This window comes from Mycobacterium sp. PS03-16, from assembly GCF_004570325.1.
Lineage (GTDB): Bacteria > Actinomycetota > Actinomycetes > Mycobacteriales > Mycobacteriaceae > Mycobacterium.
Genome location: NZ_SPQO01000006.1, coordinates 203,966 through 220,804, shown reverse-complemented (window position 1 = coordinate 220,804; position 16,839 = coordinate 203,966). Strand labels below are relative to the sequence as shown.

Below are 16,839 nucleotides of genomic sequence, written 5' to 3'. Positions count from 1 at the left end.
GCGGCGGCCGTCGCCGACCGCATCCGCGCCGCCGGGGGGAGCGCCGACGCCTGCCCGCTCGATGTGGGGGACCGGGCCGCCGCCGACGCGGCCGCCGAGCAGGCGGCCGGCCTCGGTGGGGGCGCACTGCACATCCTGGTCAACAACGCCGGCGTCACCTCGCCGGCGATGTTCCCGAAGCTGACCGAAGAGACGTTTCGGCTGACGTTCGACGTGCACGTGATGGGGACGTTCCACTGCACGCAGGCGGCGCTGCCGCACATCCCGACCGACGGCACCGGCCGGGTCATCAACGTGACCTCGGCAGCGGGCCTCACCGGCACCCTGGGCCAGGTGAACTACTCGGCCGCCAAGGCCGGACTGATCGGGTTCACCAAATCGCTGGCGCGTGAGCTCGCTCCGAAGAACATCATGGTCAACGCGCTCGCCCCGCTGGCCGCGACGCCGATGACCGAGACCATCCGCACCAATGAGAAGTTCGCCGCCAACATGATGAACCGGATCCCGCTCAAACGGTGGGCGGGACCCGGGGAGGTGGCCGGCGCGTTCGTGTTCATGGCGTCCGACGCCGCCTCCTACATCACCGGTCAGGTGCTACCGGTGGATGGTGGCATGGTGATGTGATGACCGACTCATCCGAGGCGCCGTTGGCCGGCATCACCGTCGTGACGCTCGAGCAGGCGGTGTCCGCGCCCATGTGCACGCGGGTGCTCGCCGACTTCGGCGCCCGGGTGATCAAGGTGGAGAACCCCGCCGGCGGCGACTTCGCCCGGTACTACGACGACGTGGTGAAGGGTCAGGCCGCCCACTTCGTGTGGGTCAACCGGGGCAAGGAGTCCCTCACACTGGACCTCAAGTCGCCCGCGGGCATGGCGGTGCTGCACCGGCTGCTCGACCGCGCCGACGTGCTGGTGTCCAACCTCGCGCCCGGCGCGACGGCCCGGATGGGCATCGGCGCCGCCGACCTGAAGGACCGCCATCCGGGCGTGATCCCCGTCGAGATCGACGGATACGGTGCGGGCGGCCCGATCTCGCACAAGCGCGCCTACGATCTGCTGATCCAGGCCGAGTCCGGGGCGTGCGCGGTGACCGGCCACCCCGGGCTGCCGGCCAAACCCGGTCCGCCGGTGGCCGACATCTCGACCGGCCTGTACGCCGCGCTGTCGATCGTCACGCTGCTCTATGCCCGCGGCCGGCGTGGTGCGGCACCGGCGCCGGCAGTCGCGGTCAGCCTGTTCGACACCATGACCGACATCATGGGCTACCAGCTGACCTACACCCAGCACTCCGGCGTCGACCAGCAGCCGCTGGGCATGAGCTCGCCCGCGGTCGCCCCCTACGGGGCCTACGGCACCCGCGACGGGCACACCGTCGTGCTCGGCACCACCAACGACCGCGAATGGCAGCGGTTGGCCCGCGACATCATCGACCGCCCGGACCTGGCCGCAGACCCTGCCTTCGCCACCAACGCCGCTCGGGTCGCGCACCGCGACGTCCTCGACGAGGCGATCGGATCATGGTGTGCCGAACACGATCTGGCCCACATCCAGAAGACGGCCGATGACGCCGGCATCGGCAACTCCCGCTACAACGTGCCCAGTGAGGTGGTCGCGCACCCACACCTGACCGCCCGCGACCGCTGGCGCACCATCGAGACGCCCCACGGCGAGATCTCGGCGCTGTTGCCGCCGCCGGTCGTCGAAGGCTTCGAACAGCCGATGGGTGCGGTGCCGGGGCTCGGCCAGCACACCGACGCGATACTGAGCGGGTTGGGAATGTCGGCCGGCGAGATCGCGGCGCTGCGCGAGCAGGGCGCGATCGGGCCCGCCTACGCGTAGTCGAGAGGAGCCATCATGCGCGAGACCGTGATCGTCGAGGCCGTCCGCACCCCCGTCGGCAAGCGCAACGGCGGGCTGTCCGGCATGCACGCCGCCGATCTGTCGGCGCTGGTGCTCAACGAGCTGATGCTGCGCGCCGGCCTGGAACCCGATGTCGTCGACGACGTCGTGTGGGGCTGCGTCTCCCAGGTCGGCGACCAGTCGAGCAACATCGGCCGCTACGCCGTGCTGGCCGCCGGCTGGCCCGAACGGATCCCCGGCACGACCGTGAACCGCGCCTGCGGATCGAGTCAGCAGGCAATCGACTTCGCCGTGGCTGCGGTGATGTCCGGCCAGCAGGACGTCGTGGTCGCCGGGGGTGTCGAGGTGATGAGCCGGGTGCCGCTCGGGGCCGCCCGCGCGACCGGAACGCCCTACGGTCCCAAGGTCTTCGAGCGATACGACGATTTCTCGTTCAACCAGGGCATCTCGGCCGAACTGATCGCCCAGAAGTGGGGCTTCTCGCGCACCCGCCTCGACGAGTACTCCGTACGGTCGCACGAGCTCGCCGCGGCCGCACAGGACACCGGTGCGTTCGACGCCCAGGTCGTGCCGGTCTTCCCGGGTGAGGGGCCGCCGGTGACGGCCGACGAGGGGGTGCGCCGCGGCACGTCGGTGGAGAAGCTGGCCGGACTCAAGCCGGCATTCACCGACGACGGGGTGATCCACGCGGGCAACTCGTCGCAGATCTCCGACGGCGCGGCCGCGCTGCTGGTGATGACCGCCGAGAACGCCGTGCAGCTCGGCCTCACCCCGATCGCGCGGTACCGGGCGGGCGCGGTCACCGGGGCGGATCCGGTGCTGATGCTCACCGGCCCGATCCCCGCCACCGAGAAGGTGCTGCACAGGGCGGGCGTCACGATCGACGAGGTGGGTGTGTTCGAGGTCAACGAGGCGTTCGCGCCGGTGCCGCTGGCCTGGCTGGCCGAAACCGGCGCCGCCGAGGCACGGCTCAACCCGCTCGGCGGGGCGATCGCACTCGGGCACCCGCTGGGCGCGTCCGGAGCGGTGCTGATGACCCGCATGCTGAACCACATGCGCGACAACGGGATCCGTTACGGACTGCAGACCATGTGCGAAGGCGGCGGCACGGCCAATGCCACCATCGTCGAGCTCATCGCCTAGAACCGGGAGACACCGCATGCGCCGAGAGCTGTTCACCGACGACCACGCCGCGTTCCGGGCGCTGGCCCGCGACTTCGTCGACAAAGAGGTGGTTCCCCACTACCCGCAGTGGGAGAAGGCCGGCCGCATGCCGCGCGACGTGTTCAAGCAGATGGGTGCACTCGGCATGCTGGGTATGGCGATCCCCGAGGAGTACGGAGGTGCGGGAGTCGATGACTATCGCTACAACGTCGTGCTGCAGGAGGAGGCCGCCCGCGCGCTGGTGACGCTGTCGACGGTGCGCACCCAGCTCGAGGTCATCCTCCCGTACTTCCTGCGCTATGCGAGTGCCGAACAGCGGGGCCGCTGGTTTCCCGGACTGGCGGCGGGCACATTGCTCACGGCGATCGCGATGACCGAACCGGGAACCGGCTCGGACCTGGCGGGGATGCGGACCACGGCGGTGCGGGACGGCGACCACTACGTCGTCAACGGCGCCAAGACATTCATCACCGGGGGAATCCAGGCCGACCTGGTGATCGTGGTCGCCCGCACCTCGACCGATCCGGACAACCGGCGCCACGGCCTGTCTCTGCTGGTGGTCGAGGACGGTATGCCCGGCTTCGAGCGCGGCCGGGAACTGGAGAAGATGGGTTGCAAGGTGCAGGACACCGCGGAACTGTCGTTCACCGACGTCCGGGTGCCCGCGGCGAACCTGCTGGGGGAGGAGGGCGAGGCGTTCGGGTACCTCGGCCACAATCTGCCGCAGGAGCGGTTGACGGTTGCGGTCGGGTCGGTCGCGCAGGCGCGTTCGGCGCTGCACGTGACCATCGACTACGTCAAGAACCGCACCGCGTTCGGCACCCCGGTCGCCTCGTTCCAGAACACCAAGTTCGAACTGGCCGCCGTCTCCACCGAGATCGAGGCCGCCCAGGCGATGCTCGACCGCGCGGTGCTCGACCACGTCGACGGCGTGCTGTCCCGCGAGGACGCCGCCCGGGTCAAACTGTTCTGCACCGAGATGCAGGCCCGCGCGGTGGACAGGTGCCTGCAGCTGTTCGGCGGCTACGGGTACATGATGGAGTATCCGATCGCCCGGCTGTACAACGACGCCCGCGTGGCGCGCATCTATGCGGGCACCAGCGAGGTGATGAAGGTGATCATCGCCAAGTCGCTCGGGCTTTAAGCGGTTTGCTGAGCTGCTGACCAGCGGTGTGATGCAGCGTTAAACCTTTCTTCGGTGAGACCCTTGTCACACGCGCAAAACCTACCTACTGTGTGTTCACTAGGTTGGTTTGAACGAAGGAGTTCGGTGTCCACCCTGGAAACGCCGAGGCCGTACGCCACGCTATTGGCCAAGGGCGAGGATCGGCGGCAACGCATCATGGCGGTGGCCGAGCGTCTGCTGGCCCGCAACGGCTGGCGCAACACTTCGCTGGCGCAGATCGCACGCGAGGCCGGCGTCACCCCGGCGGGGTTGCTACACCACTTCGAATCCAAGGAACAGCTGCTCAACGCGGTGCTCGACGCGCGTGACCTCGACGACGACACCCACGCCGACCGCACCGGGGACCTGTTCGAGCAGATCGCCCGGGTGGCCGAGCGCTTCGAACGCGCACCGGAACTGGTCGGGACGTTCACCGTCCTGCTCGTCGAGAACATCGCTCCCGATGCGCCCCTGCACGACCGCCTCCTCAAGCGCCAGCGGGCGGCCGTGGAGATCGTCGCCGACATCATCCGGCGGGGTCAGCGCGACGGCCGCTACCGCCAGGACTTCGACGCGGCCGTCAAGGCCGTGGAGATTCTCGCCTTCGTCAACGGAATGGAGACCTCATGGTTGCTCGACCCGTCGATCCCCCTGGCCGAGGTGTTCGAGGCGTACGCCGAATCGCTGGCCACCGACTTCAGCCCCCCACAACACCAGCCCGAGGAGACCGTGTGATGACCTCAGAAATCGACATGCGCTACCGACTCGACGTCTGCGCCGCGACCGTCCTCGACGCGGTGGTGTTCGCCGGCGGATGGCTCTACGACCGCGCGATGGCGGGGTGGGACGTCACCGTGCTCATCGGCAGCACCGGCGAGGACGTGCGGCCGCTGGAGATCCTCGGCGCCAGGGTGATCGAACTCGGGCCGGTCCTCGACTCCTGGTCCGACCGGCCCCACCCGCAGACCGTGGCCATCGCCGCCGACCTGTACGAGACCGACGAACGGGTGCGCCAGCACGTGCGCAACGCGCTCGACCACCGCCTGACCGAGGTGACGCTGTGGGGTGAGCACTGCCCGGCCGATCTGGACCGCAACGTCGACAGCGTCCGCCACGAACTGAGCGCGGCGGCACGAGCTTTCAAGGCGCAGGCGCTGGCCGCGGCCGGCGACATCGCGGCCGACTTGGTGGGTGACGTCGAGACCTTCCGGGCCGGCATGATGAGCCGGCCGTCGGTGGCTGCGGACCTGATTCCGGCCAGCTAACCGGCCACGTCGACGACGACCTTGCCGACGGCCCGGCCGTCGGCCACCAGCCGCAGCGCGGCCGCGGTGTCCGCGAGCGGGTAGACCGCGCCGATGTGCGGACGGATCCGCCCGCCGGCCAGCAGATCGGCCAATTCCCGTTCGTTGCGGTGCATGTCGTCCGGTGCGATGTCGCCGAACTGAAAACCCCGGACGGTCACCCCTTTGACCAGCACCAGGTTCAGCGGTATGCGGGGGATCTCGCCGGAGGCGAACCCGATCGTGACGAAGCGGCCGCCCCGGCCGAGGGACCGCAGCGCAGGTTCGGACAGCGCCCCGCCCACCGGGTCGATCACCACCGTGGCGCCCTGCGGCAGTACCGATCGCAACGCGTCCCGCAGCGGTTGGGCCCGGTGGTCGACGAGGTGGCGGGCACCGTGGGTCGCCGCCACCGCCAGCTTCTCGGCCGTGGACGCCACCGCCGTCACCGTGGCACCGAGGTGCGCGGCGAGCGCGACCGCGGCCAACCCGACCCCGCCGCCCGCGCCCAGCACCACCACGTCGTCGCCCGCCCGCACCCGCGCCACTGAACGCAGTGCGTGGTAGGCGGTGCGGTGCGCCACCCCGGAGGCGGCCGCGTCATGGTCGCAGACGGTGCCGGGCACGTGGGTGAGCGTGGCGGCCGCGGCCACCACCTGCTCGGCGAATGCGCCGTGCAGCGCGGTGCCTGCCACCCGGTCGCCGACCGCGAAATGCTCTGTGCCGTGGCCGGTGTCACCGATCTGCACCACCGTGCCGACGAACTCGCTGCCGGGGACGAACGGCGGCGGGATGCGCAGCTGGTACGCGTCGGCGATCAGCAGGACGTCGGGGTAGTTGACCGCCGCCGCGCTGACCCGCACGAGAACCCGGCCGGGGCCCGGTTGTGGAGAGGGGATCTCGCAGATCCGGACCACCTCGGGCGGGCCGTAAGCGGGGCAGACCGCAGCCCTCATCGGTAGTCGGTGGACTCGGCGAGCTCGGCCGCCGACCGCATGAGCGCGGGCACGATCGGGCCGAAGGCGAGCAGCTTGGGATCGTCGCCGGCGCGCTGGAAACCCTGTTCCAGCACGATCGCCAGCTTCCACTTGGCCAGCACCAGGTAGTAGTCGAGGTCGTCGACCTGGCGTCCCGACACCCGCGCGTAGTGCTCGACCACCTGGTCACGTGACGGCATACCGCGCATGTCGACGTAGTCCATCTCGCCGTCGGCGGGGGCGTCGGTGTCGGCGGGCCAGCCCTGCACCATCCATGCCAGGTCGAGTTTCGGGTCCCCGACCGTGCCCATCTCCCAGTCGACGATCGCCGCGAGCCGGGCCGGGGTGCCGTGGTGGTACATCACGTTGGCGAACTGGTAGTCGCCGTGCATGAGGCCGGGAACGAAGTCGAGCGGCCGGTGCGCGCGCAACCACGCGGTCGCGACGTCGAGGCCCTCGAGATCGCGACCCCTGATCCGGTCGAAAAAGGCGGTCCACCGGTCGACCTGGCGTTCGTGGTAGCCGTCCGGCCGGCCGAGATCGGCCAGACCCGCCGCGCGCCAGTCGACCCTGGCCAGCAGCGCGATGCCCTCGGCCAGCTGGTAGGACAGGGCGGACCGGGCGGTGAGGTCGGAACGGTACGGCTCGGGCCACTGCCGCTGGTCCATCGGGGACCAGCCGTCGACGAAGCCCATGAGATAGAAGGGCCGACCGAGGACCGCGGGGTCGTCGCAGACGGCGACGGCCGCGGTGTGGGGTACGTCGGTGCCGTCGAGCGCCTCGATGATCCGCCACTCGCGCAGGATGCCGCGGTCGCGGTCCGGGGGTGCGCCGGGCGGTGGCATGCGCAGCACGCAGCGGTGTTCCCCGCGGCGGATCTCGTAGATGACGTTCTGGGTGCCACCCGAGAGGAACCGCGTCTCGACCGGTTCGCCGCGGCCGGGCAGCGCGGCGGTGTCCATCCAGTCGGCGAGGCGCCCCACGTCGATCGCTGTCACAGATTGCCCACCTCGTGGTCGATGGCCTCCTCGAGGTACTGCGCGAACTTGGCCCGCGCCTTCTCGCGTTTACCCGGTATCCATTCCGAGGGCCAGGTGTCCTCGGTGCCGGTGTGGTCGCGCAGAACCTGTTTGGCGACGGTGGTCTTGTGCACCTCGGTCGGTCCGTCGGCCAGGCCCATGACCGCCGCCCCCGTCACCATGCCGAGGAACGGCATCTCGTTGGTCACGCCGAGCGCGCCGTGCACCTGCATGGCCCGCCAGGCGATGTCGTGCAGCACGGTCGGCATGACCACCTTCACCGCCGCGATGTCCTTGCGCACCAACTTGTAATCGTTGTACCTGTCGATCTCCCACGCGGTGTAGAGCACCATCAGCCGGAACTGCAGCAGCTGGGCGTAGGAGTCGGCGATGTAGCCCTGCACGAACTGCTTGTCCGACAGCAGGCTGCCCTGGGTGCGGCGGCTCAGGGCGCGTTCGCACATCATGTCGAGCGCCTTGCGGGACAGCCCGATCGTGCGCATCGCGTGATGGATGCGGCCGCCACCCAGCCGGGTCTGGGCGATCACGAAGGCCTGACCCTCACCGCCGAGCAGGGCATCGGCGGGCACCCGCACGTTGTCGTAGTGGATCAGCGCGTGGCTGCCCTCGTTGTCCCGTTCACCGTGCAGGCCGACATTGCGCACGATGTTCACCCCGGGCGTGTCGGTCGGCACCAGGAACATCGACATGCCTTGATAGGCGCTCACGTCCGGGTTGGTGACGACCATGACGATCAGGAATGCGGCGGTGGCGGCATTGGAGGAGAAGAACTTCCAGCCGTTGATCACCCAGTCGTCCCCGTCACGGACGGCCCTGGTGGTGAACAGCGTCGGATCGGCGCCGGCGTGCGGTTCGGTCATCGAGTAGCAGGAGAACAGCTCACCCTCGAGCAGCGGGCGCAGATAGCGCTCCTTCTGCGCGTCGGTGCCGTAGTGGGCGATGATCTCGGCGTTTCCGGTGTCGGGTGCCTGGCAGCCGAACACGATCGGCGCCCACTGCGACCGGCCGAGGATCTCGTTGAGCAGCGCCAGTTTCAGCTGACCGTATCCCTGACCGCCGAGGTCGGGGCCGAGGTGGGTGGCCCACAGCCCCCGGCGGCGCACCTCGTCCTTGAGCGGCTCGATCACTTTCCTGCGGTTGGCGTCCAGCGGCACGAACTGCTGGTGCGGGAACGCCAGGTCGAGCGGTTCGACCTCCTCCCGGACGAACTCGTCGGCCCAGTCCAGGACCCTCTGGTATTCGGGGTCGGTCTCGAAATCCCACGCCATCGTGGTCTCCTCTTCAGCGATCTGCGCGGCTGTAGCCGGCGATCAGCGCGGCGATGTCCGCGCCGACGACTTCGGTGAACGAGCGGCCGGCGAAAGCGCCTGCCGCCCAGTGCCGGGCGCCTTCGCTGACGAGCGTGTGCGCCACGTAGGCGAGGTGGCCGGTATCGATGTGACGGGCCAGCTTGCCGTCGCGCTGAGCCCGCTCGAACAGCGCGGTGAACATCCCGCCGTCGGTGTCGGCGGGTTCGTCGCCCGCGAGGATCCGGTGCTCGTGGCGATACCCCTCCAGGATCGCGGCGATGACCAGTTCGGGCGGGTTGCGCGCCATGGACCTCTCGAGATCGGCCAGCGCAGCCCCGACCACCGTGAGGACCTCGTAGGGTCGGTCGAGCATCGCCTGCGCCGTCCGCCTGGCCGAATCGGTCGACATGACGCCGACCTCGAACAGCACGTCTTCCTTGCGCGGGAAGTAGAAGTAGAACAGCGCCTTGGAGACGCCGGCGGCCGTGCAGATGTCGGCGACGGTGGTGCGGGCGTAGCCGTTCGTGCGCCACAGCGCCATCGCGGCCTGGACCAGCATCCGCCTGGTCTCCCGCGACCGGGCCTGCTGCAGTGACGTTCGCCGCTGACCTTGGTCAACAGTGGAACCGCTGTCGGGTGCCGCCACAAGGACGAACCTAACAGGGTTTTCGGGCAATGCAAGAGTTGACCGGTGACTAACTTCTACCGCTTCGCGTGTCCAAGGCCACCATGGGACGCATCGCATGTGATCGGCCTAGGGCACATAGCGGTCCCACTCGTGCGGCACCACCGGGTGAAACGGCGCGGCCAGCAGTGGTTGCGCATCGCCGGCCGCCCACCGGCGCGCCAGCAGGGGGGCCAGACGCCCCGCGACGCGCGCGGGGTCGTCATCGGTGAAGCAGTAGGTGAGCACCTGGCCCTCGCCGGCGCTCGCCAGGCTCGCATCGACCCGGTGGGACGTCGCCGACCAGACGCCGGCCACCCCGTCGACGTCGGTCAGCCCGGTGGGTGCATCGCCGGCCGTCTCGAGGAGCAGGACCACACCGCGAAACGGCCACCAGGGCAACACGTCCGACCCGACTTTGACCCGCGGCGCGGCCGTTTTGGTCATCACCGTGTACACGCCGCGCTGAACCGGCGGGAGCAGCGGTAACTTGCGGCCCCCGTCGCCCAGCGCCGTCGAGAGGTCGTTGAAGGCTCGCAAGCCGGTCCGGTCGGTGAAGAAGTACGTCATCACGTGGTCGATGTCGTCGAAGCGGGCGTCAGGTCCTGATGCGGCCGCCAACCGGGCGGCCCGGCACTGCGGTGTGGACACCAGGCGCACCGAGGCGCGCACCCCCGGAAGCCGGTGCTGCTCCGGCCGGTGGTCGAGGGTGTGCCACCGCAGGTACTCCGCGTCGCGGCCGTCCGGGTGCTTGCGCGCCATCGACACGAACAGCGTGCCGACCTCGCCACGCCCGGCCGCCAGGACGCTGTTCAGCTGGTCGGACGGGATGCCGGGCAGTGTCATGGAGTCCCTCCTGACCGCACGTCGGCGGGTAGTTCGATCTCGGGGTGCCGCGCCGCCACCATGCGGCGGAAGCCTTCGCGCCAGGGCACTCTCGTCCGGCCCAGAATCCGGTGCATGCGGGTCACGTCGGGCCAGAGCGGGGTGTGGGCGTCCGGGGTGTAGTCGAACACCGGATCGACGCCGACCAGGGCGCCGAGGTAGGCGCAGTAGTCCTCGACGCTGACGGTTTCGCTGCCTGCCCAGTTCACCACCACAGGTGGCGTCCCGGCGACCTCCATCGCCCGGATACCGAGGTCGACGTAATCGTCCTCGTAGATCGGGTTGTAGTTGTTCGGCCGATCGGGATGCAGCCGGATCGGTTTGCCCGCCAGCATCATCGCCAGCCGGTCGGCGGGTGCGCCGCCCTCCGGGCCGTACGTCGAGCAGATCCGGATGATCGTGAGCGGAATGCGCTGGCGCTGCGCCACCCACGTGCACACGGCTTCGGCCGCCACCTTGGAGAAGCTGTAGTTCGAGCGCAGGGGCACACCAGGGGGATCGTCCTCGCGCAGCGGGCGGCGGCCCTGGTAGCCGTAGATGGAGCCGGTCGAGCAGAACACGAACCCCTTCGCTCGCCGGCAGTGGTGCAGCAGGTCCCCGGAATGCTGCGCGTTCGTGGTGACGCAGCGGTTCCAGTCACCGGCGCCGGTGTCGACGGCGGCGTGGAAGACGTAGCTGAAATCGTCCGGGAGGTCCGAGAAGTCGCCGGCGCTCATGTCCAGGGCCACCGGACGGATGCCGGCAGCCGAGAGCCTGTCCCGGTGGGCCGGGTCACGCAGGCGGGCCGCACCCCAGACCTCGTTGTGCCCGGCGAGCGCACGCGCGATCGGGAATGCGATCTTGCCCGTCGCGCCGGTGATCAGGACCTTCTCATCGTGCAGCATCGGTTCTGTTCTAGCGCACCCGCATCCGGGTGTCAGGTACTTGATACCAATACGCGGTGCCGGATCCGGTGACGGCCGGCCGGTTGGCGGTCAGCGCGTCAGCGCCCCTCGATCGGTACGACCGGCGGAATCGACACGCCTTCCGGCAGTACGAGCTCGCCCTCGTGGTTGACGTACCCCGAGTGTTCGGTCGGCAGCGGCAGATCCGGATTCGGGCACGGCCGGTCGGTGCCGTCGCCGCAGATGCCGGGATTGAAGTACGAACGCTTCTGCACGTCTTCGGGCCACGCGTCGCCGTGCATGCCCAGCCACGTCGCGGGGACGTTGTAGAACAGGAAGAAGCAGGCGCTGACCCCACCGAAGATCGCCAGGAAGCGGACGAATTGCTGCCGGACGAATCCACCGCGGATGCTGTCGAGTCCGCGTTCGACCACGGTGCGGCCCCGGTCATCGGTGAAGAACCGCAGGCAGCACAGCGCCGCCTGGACTCCGCCCCACATGAAGCCCTCGTAGATCGGGTACTGGTAGTAGGTGCCTGCGTTGATCGACAGCTCCTGGATGGCGCCGGGGTAGGAGTAGAAGCCGATCGGCAGGAGGATGAGCCCCTCCATGACGGCGTCGAAGGCGATCGCGATCGCGTAGGTGACCAACACCAGCCGCAGATTGCTGATCCCCGGCCAGCGGTTTCTGATCCTGCGCATGATCGCGCAGCCGACGATGGTGAGCATGAGCACGCCGTACATGTAGCCGGGGATGTTGGTCAGCAGCGGTTCGGGCACCGTGTGTCCCGGTTCCTCGGGCGCCACCCAGCCGGGGAAGTACGGTGCCCAGGATCCCCGGTTCCACAGCCACGCGTTGTAGGTGCACCAGGTGCTGTAGTAGTTGAGCATCGGATCCTGGAACATCATCAAACCCATCGACACCAGCAGCATGCCGTCGAGCGTGATGCGTCGCTCCCGTAGCCAGGGCCGGATCAGGAAGTGCCACAGGGCGAACGGCAGGCCGACCCACAGCACGACGGCGTTGGCGATGAGCGGGATCTTCATGTACAGGGGCGGCTCGCTCGGGCCGCCCGCCACCGGCTCGAAGTAGGGTCCGGTCACCCATCGGACGAACACGTACACCGTCAAGGCCAGGAACACCGCTCCGACCGTCGCCCAGATCCGCACGGCGTTCGACGCTCCCGGCGTCTCGCCGCCCAGATCCGCACTGGCGCTCGTCGAATCGGTGACGGTGGGCTTTCTCGACAGTTCGCTCACCCGTCGAAAGATACCAGTCGGTATCCGAGTATCCAATGGGTTTCTCGGATCCTGTGTCAGAATTCAGGCATGGCGGAGCGGTGGACGAAGGAGCGGCGGCTCGAGCACACGCGATCGCTGCTGCTCGACGCCGCCGAGGACGTCTTCGCCGAAAAGGGCTTCACCGCAGCAACACTCGACGACATCGCGCATGCGGCCGGGTACACCAAGGGGGCGATCTACAAGCACTTCGCCACCAAGGAGGATCTCTTCCTGGCGGTGAGTGACCGGTACTGGCGACGCTATTTCGACACGTTCGCCGAGGTCATGGCGTCCGCCCGGCAGGTCGGCGCCCGGGAGCTCGACGAGATCGCGCGGCGGTGGCGCCAGCTGAGCATCGACCGCGGCGCCGAGCACGCCGCGCTCGGCCACGAGTTCACGCTCTACCTGCTGCGCAACCCTGACGCGCGGGAGCGCGTCGCGCAGAAGCGCGCCGAGGTCGTCGACAAGCTGGCCGACTTCATCGTCACGGGCATCGACCGGTTGGGCGGCGCGCTGCTCATGGCGCCGACGACGTTCGCCCAGGTGCTGGTCGCCACCAGCGATTCGGTGGTGCTGGGCAGCGAGCTCGACGACGTCGACCTCTACCGGCCGATCGTCGAGATGTACGTCTCGGCGATCAAGCTGCCGTAACGCCCGTGCCGGTCCGGGGGCCCGCCCGCCGGGTGAGGTGGTCGATCTGCAGGTGGATGGAGTACAGCACCAGCGGCGGCAACACGATGAACGGCACGTTCTCGGCGATGAACTTGAAGCCCAGCCCGTAGGCGCCCTGTCCGATGTTCTCGAAGCCCGCGCCCACCTCGGCCAGGAAGTACACGGCGGTGCTGCTCATCAGGATCGCGCACCCCGCGAACGCGATCCACAGGCACCGGATCCGGGTTTCGCCGGACAGCGTGGTGCGCACCAACCGGGTCCACACCAGGAACACCGTGGTGCCGGTGAGCACGCCGACCACCTCGAGCGCGAAAATCCACGGATTGCCGCTGACGTAGCGGGTGTCGGCCAGCGCGTACTGCCACCACAGCCACTTCCAGCCCGGGTCGTCGGTGGGCGTCCACAGGCCGAGCGGATGGCCGACGAGGAACATCAGCTCATAGCCGATCTGGCTGCAGGCGGTGTAGGGGAGGTAGAAGAGGGTGAGTTCGGTGGCCTTGTCGAGGCGAGTCCGCCGCTCACCCGGCGCACCCCAGAGCAGCACGAAGGGCAGCAGGATCACCGGGATGCCGAACAGGAGGTTCGCGACGACGTCGACCGTGAACGACGGCGGAATCAGGCCGACGCCGACGCCGAGCGTCATCCCGACGAACATCACGGTGGTGAACAGCGCCGTGCCGGTGTAGATCCGCAGGCGGTGCGGCGCCCACGGCTGGGCGAAGTCCGGTTCGTGGCCCGTGACCGCATCGGTCGTCATGTCATGCTCCCCTGGTGTTCGTCGCCACCGCAATGGATTTGGTGCCGGTGTAGCCGTCGATGCCCTCGCGGCCCAGTTCGCGGCCGTACCCGCTGGCTTTGACGCCGCCGAACGGCGCGAACGGATCCATGGGATAGCCCTGGTTCACGCCGAACGTGCCGGTGCGGATGCGTTCGGCGACCGCGAGTCCGCGGCCGGCGTCGGCGGTGAACACCGACCCCGCGAGCCCGTAGTCGGAGTCGTTCGCGATCCGCACCGCGTCGTCGACATCGGTGTAGGGAATGACGGTCAGCACCGGACCGAAGATCTCCTCGCGCGCAATGGTCATCGCGTTGTCCGCCCGGTCGAACAGCGTGGGCCGGACGTACCAGCCGCGGTCGAGGCCGTCGGGCATCCCGGCGCCGCCGGTCACCACGCGCGCTCCTTCCTGCTGGCCGCGCTCGATGTAGCCGGTGACGCGCTCCTGCTGGCGGCGGGCCACCAGTGGACCCACCTGCGTGGCGGCGTCGGTGGGATCGCCGACGACCAGGCCGGACACCTCCGCGGCCAACGCGTCGGTGAACTTCGATGCGCGTCCGTCCGGGACGAGGACGCGGGTCAGCGCGTTGCAGATCTGACCGCTGTTGGACAGGCTGGCCGAGCGGATGCCGGCCGCCACCGCCGCCGGGTCTGCGTCGTCGAGGACGATCGCCGCCGATTTCCCGCCGAGTTCCAGGCTCACCGGCCTCAGGTCGGCCGCGCACGCGGCGGCCACCGCCCGGCCCGCGGCCGTCGACCCGGTGAAGGAGACCTTGTCCACACCGGGGTGGCGGACGAGGTGCTCGCCGACCGTGCCGTCGCCCGGCAGCACGCTGACCACCCCGGGCGGCAGCCCGGCCTCGGCGATGATCTCAGCGAGCAGCACGGCGTCCAGCGGTGACTCCGGCGCCGGTTTCACCACGACCGTGCAGCCGGCCAGGAGTGCGGGGATCAGTTTTGTGACGATGAGGAATTGCGGCATGTTCCACGGCACGATGGCCGCGACGACGCCGACCGGTTCGCGCCGGATGTCGATGTCGGCGCCGTAGCGGCCGGGGCGGCTCTCGCTCCACGGGTATCCGGCGGCGACCTCGCAGAACGCGTCGATCATCATCAGCGGAAGCCCGACCTGGGCCCGCTGGGCGAAGCTGATCGGCGCGCCGATCTCGGCGGTGATCAGCTCGGCCATCTCGCCGCGCCGCAGGCCGTAGGCCGCGCCGATCCGCCGGACCGCGTCGATGCGTTCGGCCGGGTCGGTCCGGGCCCACGCGCCGGCGTCGAACGCCGTGCGGGCCGCGGCCACGGCCCGGTCGACGTCCGCGGGCGCGGCGGCCGCCACGTGCGCGACGGGCTGTTCGGTGTGCGGTGAGGTGACCTCGATGCGACGGTCGGTGCTGGGCTCACACCAGGCGCCGCCGATGAACAGCTCCTCACACCGCACGCCTACGCCTCCGCACTTCGCCACGGTAATATCAACTACTTGCGATTAACGGGTGGAGCATATACCGTCGGCGGTGCAGGCTCTGAGCGAATTGCCGAAAAGGCAGCTGCGCGTGACAGATTGCCCCGTCGTGGCTGGCCCCCGGCGCATGGCGAGGGGCGGCGCCGCACACTTGCCGTCGACAGGAGACGCACATGGCCCGGTTCCCCAAACCGCCGGAGGGCAGCTGGACGGAGCACTATCCGCAGCTGGGAACGGGTCCGGTGTCCTATGAGGATTCGATCGACCCAGCGTTCTACGAGGTCGAGCGCAAAGCGGTGTTCCGGCGCGCCTGGTTGAACGTCGGCCGGGTGGAGCAGGTGCCGCGCAAGGGCAGCTACTTCACCAAGGAGATGAAGGCGGTCAACACGTCGATCATCGTCGTTCGTAACAGATCCGGTGAGGTGAAGGCATTCCACAACATCTGCCGCCACCGGGGCAACAAGCTCGTCTGGAACGACATGCCGCTGGAGGAGACCAGCGGGGTGTGCCGCCAGTTCACCTGCAAGTACCACGCCTGGCGCTACGACCTGGACGGCGATCTCACGTTCGTGCAGCAGGAGGGTGAGTTCTTCGACCTCGACAAAAGTCGCTACGGCCTGGTACCCGTGCACTGCGAGGTGTGGGAGGGGTTCATCTTCGTCAACTTCGCCGACGAGCCCGAGCAGTCGCTACGGAACTTCCTCGGGCCGATGATCACGAATCTCGAGGGCTATCCGTTCGCCAGGATGACCTCGCGGTTCTACTACCGCTCGGAGGTGAAGGCGAACTGGAAGCTCTACATGGACGCCTTCCAGGAGTTCTACCACGCACCGGTCCTGCACGCGAACCAGTCGCCGACCGCCTACTCGAAGGCCGCCGCGGAGGCCGGGTTCGAGGCGCCGCACTACCGCATCGAGGGTCCGCACCGGCTGGTGAGCACGTCGGGTGTGCGGGCCTGGGAGATGGCCGACGAGATGCGCAAGCCGATCGAGGACATCTGCCAGAGCGGCCTGTTCGGGCCCTGGGACAAGCCGGATCTGGGGGCGATGCCCGCGGGCCTCAACCCCGCGAAATGCGATCCGTGGGGCCTGGATTCGTTCCAGCTGTTCCCGAACTTCGTCATCCTGTTCTGGGGGCAGGGCTGGTACCTGACCTACCACTACTGGCCGACGTCGCACAACACCCACATCTTCGAGGGCACGGTCTATTTCCCGAAACCGCGCACCCCGCGGGAGCGCATCGCCCAGGAGTTGGCGGCGGTGTCGTTCAAGGAATACGGCCTGCAGGACGCCAACACGCTCGAGGCCACCCAGTCGATGATCGAGTCGCGGGTGCTCGACGAGTTCGTGCTCTGCGACCAGGAGGTGCTGATCCGCCACCTGCACAAAGAGACCGCCGCCTGGGTGGAGGACTACCAGCGCAAGACGGCCGGGGTGTGAC

At 69.0% G+C, this 16,839-nt stretch carries 17 protein-coding genes; 8 read left to right on the top strand and 9 right to left on the bottom strand.

Going from position 1 to position 16,839, the window contains the following annotated elements:
- The 6 genes from E4P42_RS07885 to E4P42_RS07860 form a co-directional block, all read left to right on the top strand.
- Positions 1-624, top strand: a 624-nt coding sequence (locus E4P42_RS07885) for an SDR family NAD(P)-dependent oxidoreductase (protein WP_135124756.1), incomplete at its 5' end; no start/stop codon positions are given.
- The gene (locus tag E4P42_RS07880; protein WP_135124754.1) at positions 624-1,838 is read left to right on the top strand and encodes a CaiB/BaiF CoA-transferase family protein; all 1,215 of its coding nucleotides are present in this window, start codon (positions 624-626) and stop codon (positions 1,836-1,838) included. The genes E4P42_RS07885 and E4P42_RS07880, both read left to right, overlap by 1 nt.
- Positions 1,839-1,853: 15 nt before the next feature.
- Positions 1,854-3,002 (top strand): thiolase family protein, encoded by a 1,149-nt coding sequence (locus E4P42_RS07875; RefSeq protein WP_135124752.1) that lies wholly within the window; start codon positions 1,854-1,856, stop codon positions 3,000-3,002.
- Between the two features lie 16 nt (positions 3,003-3,018).
- Entirely contained in the window at positions 3,019-4,167 is a 1,149-nt protein-coding gene (locus E4P42_RS07870) for an acyl-CoA dehydrogenase family protein (protein ID WP_135124750.1), read from the top strand.
- Between the two features lie 198 nt (positions 4,168-4,365).
- Positions 4,366-4,923, top strand: coding sequence for a TetR/AcrR family transcriptional regulator (locus tag E4P42_RS07865; RefSeq protein WP_135124800.1), 558 nt, complete (start codon positions 4,366-4,368; stop codon positions 4,921-4,923).
- 17 nt (positions 4,924-4,940) lie between these two features.
- Positions 4,941-5,453 (top strand): hypothetical protein, encoded by a 513-nt coding sequence (locus E4P42_RS07860; RefSeq protein WP_167759399.1) that lies wholly within the window; start codon positions 4,941-4,943, stop codon positions 5,451-5,453.
- On the opposite strand, the gene E4P42_RS07855 is transcribed toward E4P42_RS07860, so the two are convergent.
- From E4P42_RS07855 to E4P42_RS07825, 7 genes are all read right to left on the bottom strand, one after another.
- Positions 5,450-6,427 (bottom strand): NADPH:quinone oxidoreductase family protein, encoded by a 978-nt coding sequence (locus E4P42_RS07855; protein ID WP_135124746.1) that lies wholly within the window; start codon positions 6,425-6,427, stop codon positions 5,450-5,452. The genes E4P42_RS07860 and E4P42_RS07855 overlap by 4 nt on opposite strands.
- Complete coding sequence (locus tag E4P42_RS07850; RefSeq protein WP_135124798.1) at positions 6,424-7,410, bottom strand: phosphotransferase family protein; 987 nt, start codon at positions 7,408-7,410, stop codon at positions 6,424-6,426. The genes E4P42_RS07855 and E4P42_RS07850 overlap by 4 nt, the downstream gene beginning before the upstream one ends.
- Positions 7,411-7,442: 32 nt before the next feature.
- On the bottom strand, positions 7,443-8,756 hold the full coding sequence (locus E4P42_RS07845; protein ID WP_135124744.1) for an acyl-CoA dehydrogenase family protein: 1,314 nt from the start codon (positions 8,754-8,756) through the stop codon (positions 7,443-7,445).
- Between the two features lie 13 nt (positions 8,757-8,769).
- Positions 8,770-9,423 (bottom strand): TetR/AcrR family transcriptional regulator, encoded by a 654-nt coding sequence (locus E4P42_RS07840; RefSeq protein WP_245233926.1) that lies wholly within the window; start codon positions 9,421-9,423, stop codon positions 8,770-8,772.
- 108 nt (positions 9,424-9,531) lie between these two features.
- Complete coding sequence (locus E4P42_RS07835) at positions 9,532-10,287, bottom strand: hypothetical protein (protein WP_135124740.1); 756 nt, start codon at positions 10,285-10,287, stop codon at positions 9,532-9,534.
- On the bottom strand, positions 10,284-11,210 hold the full coding sequence (locus tag E4P42_RS07830; protein WP_135124738.1) for an NAD(P)-dependent oxidoreductase: 927 nt from the start codon (positions 11,208-11,210) through the stop codon (positions 10,284-10,286). The genes E4P42_RS07835 and E4P42_RS07830 overlap by 4 nt, the downstream gene beginning before the upstream one ends.
- Positions 11,211-11,308: 98 nt before the next feature.
- Entirely contained in the window at positions 11,309-12,469 is a 1,161-nt protein-coding gene (locus tag E4P42_RS07825; protein WP_135124736.1) for a spirocyclase AveC family protein, read from the bottom strand.
- Between the two features lie 69 nt (positions 12,470-12,538).
- On the opposite strand from E4P42_RS07825, the gene E4P42_RS07820 reads away from it, so the two are divergent.
- Positions 12,539-13,141 carry a TetR/AcrR family transcriptional regulator gene (locus E4P42_RS07820; RefSeq protein WP_135124734.1) on the top strand — a complete coding sequence of 201 codons (603 nt, stop codon included), beginning with the start codon at positions 12,539-12,541 and terminating at the stop codon, positions 13,139-13,141.
- Here E4P42_RS07820 and E4P42_RS07815 read toward each other — a convergent pair.
- Complete coding sequence (locus E4P42_RS07815) at positions 13,128-13,919, bottom strand: emopamil-binding protein (protein ID WP_135124732.1); 792 nt, start codon at positions 13,917-13,919, stop codon at positions 13,128-13,130. The two genes, E4P42_RS07820 and E4P42_RS07815, sit on opposite strands and share 14 nt — an antisense overlap.
- Before the next feature lies 1 nt (position 13,920).
- Positions 13,921-15,378: an aldehyde dehydrogenase gene (locus E4P42_RS07810; RefSeq protein WP_135124730.1), complete on the bottom strand. Its 1,458-nt coding sequence runs from the start codon at positions 15,376-15,378 to the stop codon at positions 13,921-13,923.
- 194 nt (positions 15,379-15,572) lie between these two features.
- Here E4P42_RS07810 and E4P42_RS07805 point away from each other — a divergent pair, with 194 nt between their 5' ends.
- Entirely contained in the window at positions 15,573-16,838 is a 1,266-nt protein-coding gene (locus E4P42_RS07805) for an aromatic ring-hydroxylating dioxygenase subunit alpha (RefSeq protein WP_135124728.1), read from the top strand.
- Position 16,839 lies beyond the last annotated feature (1 nt).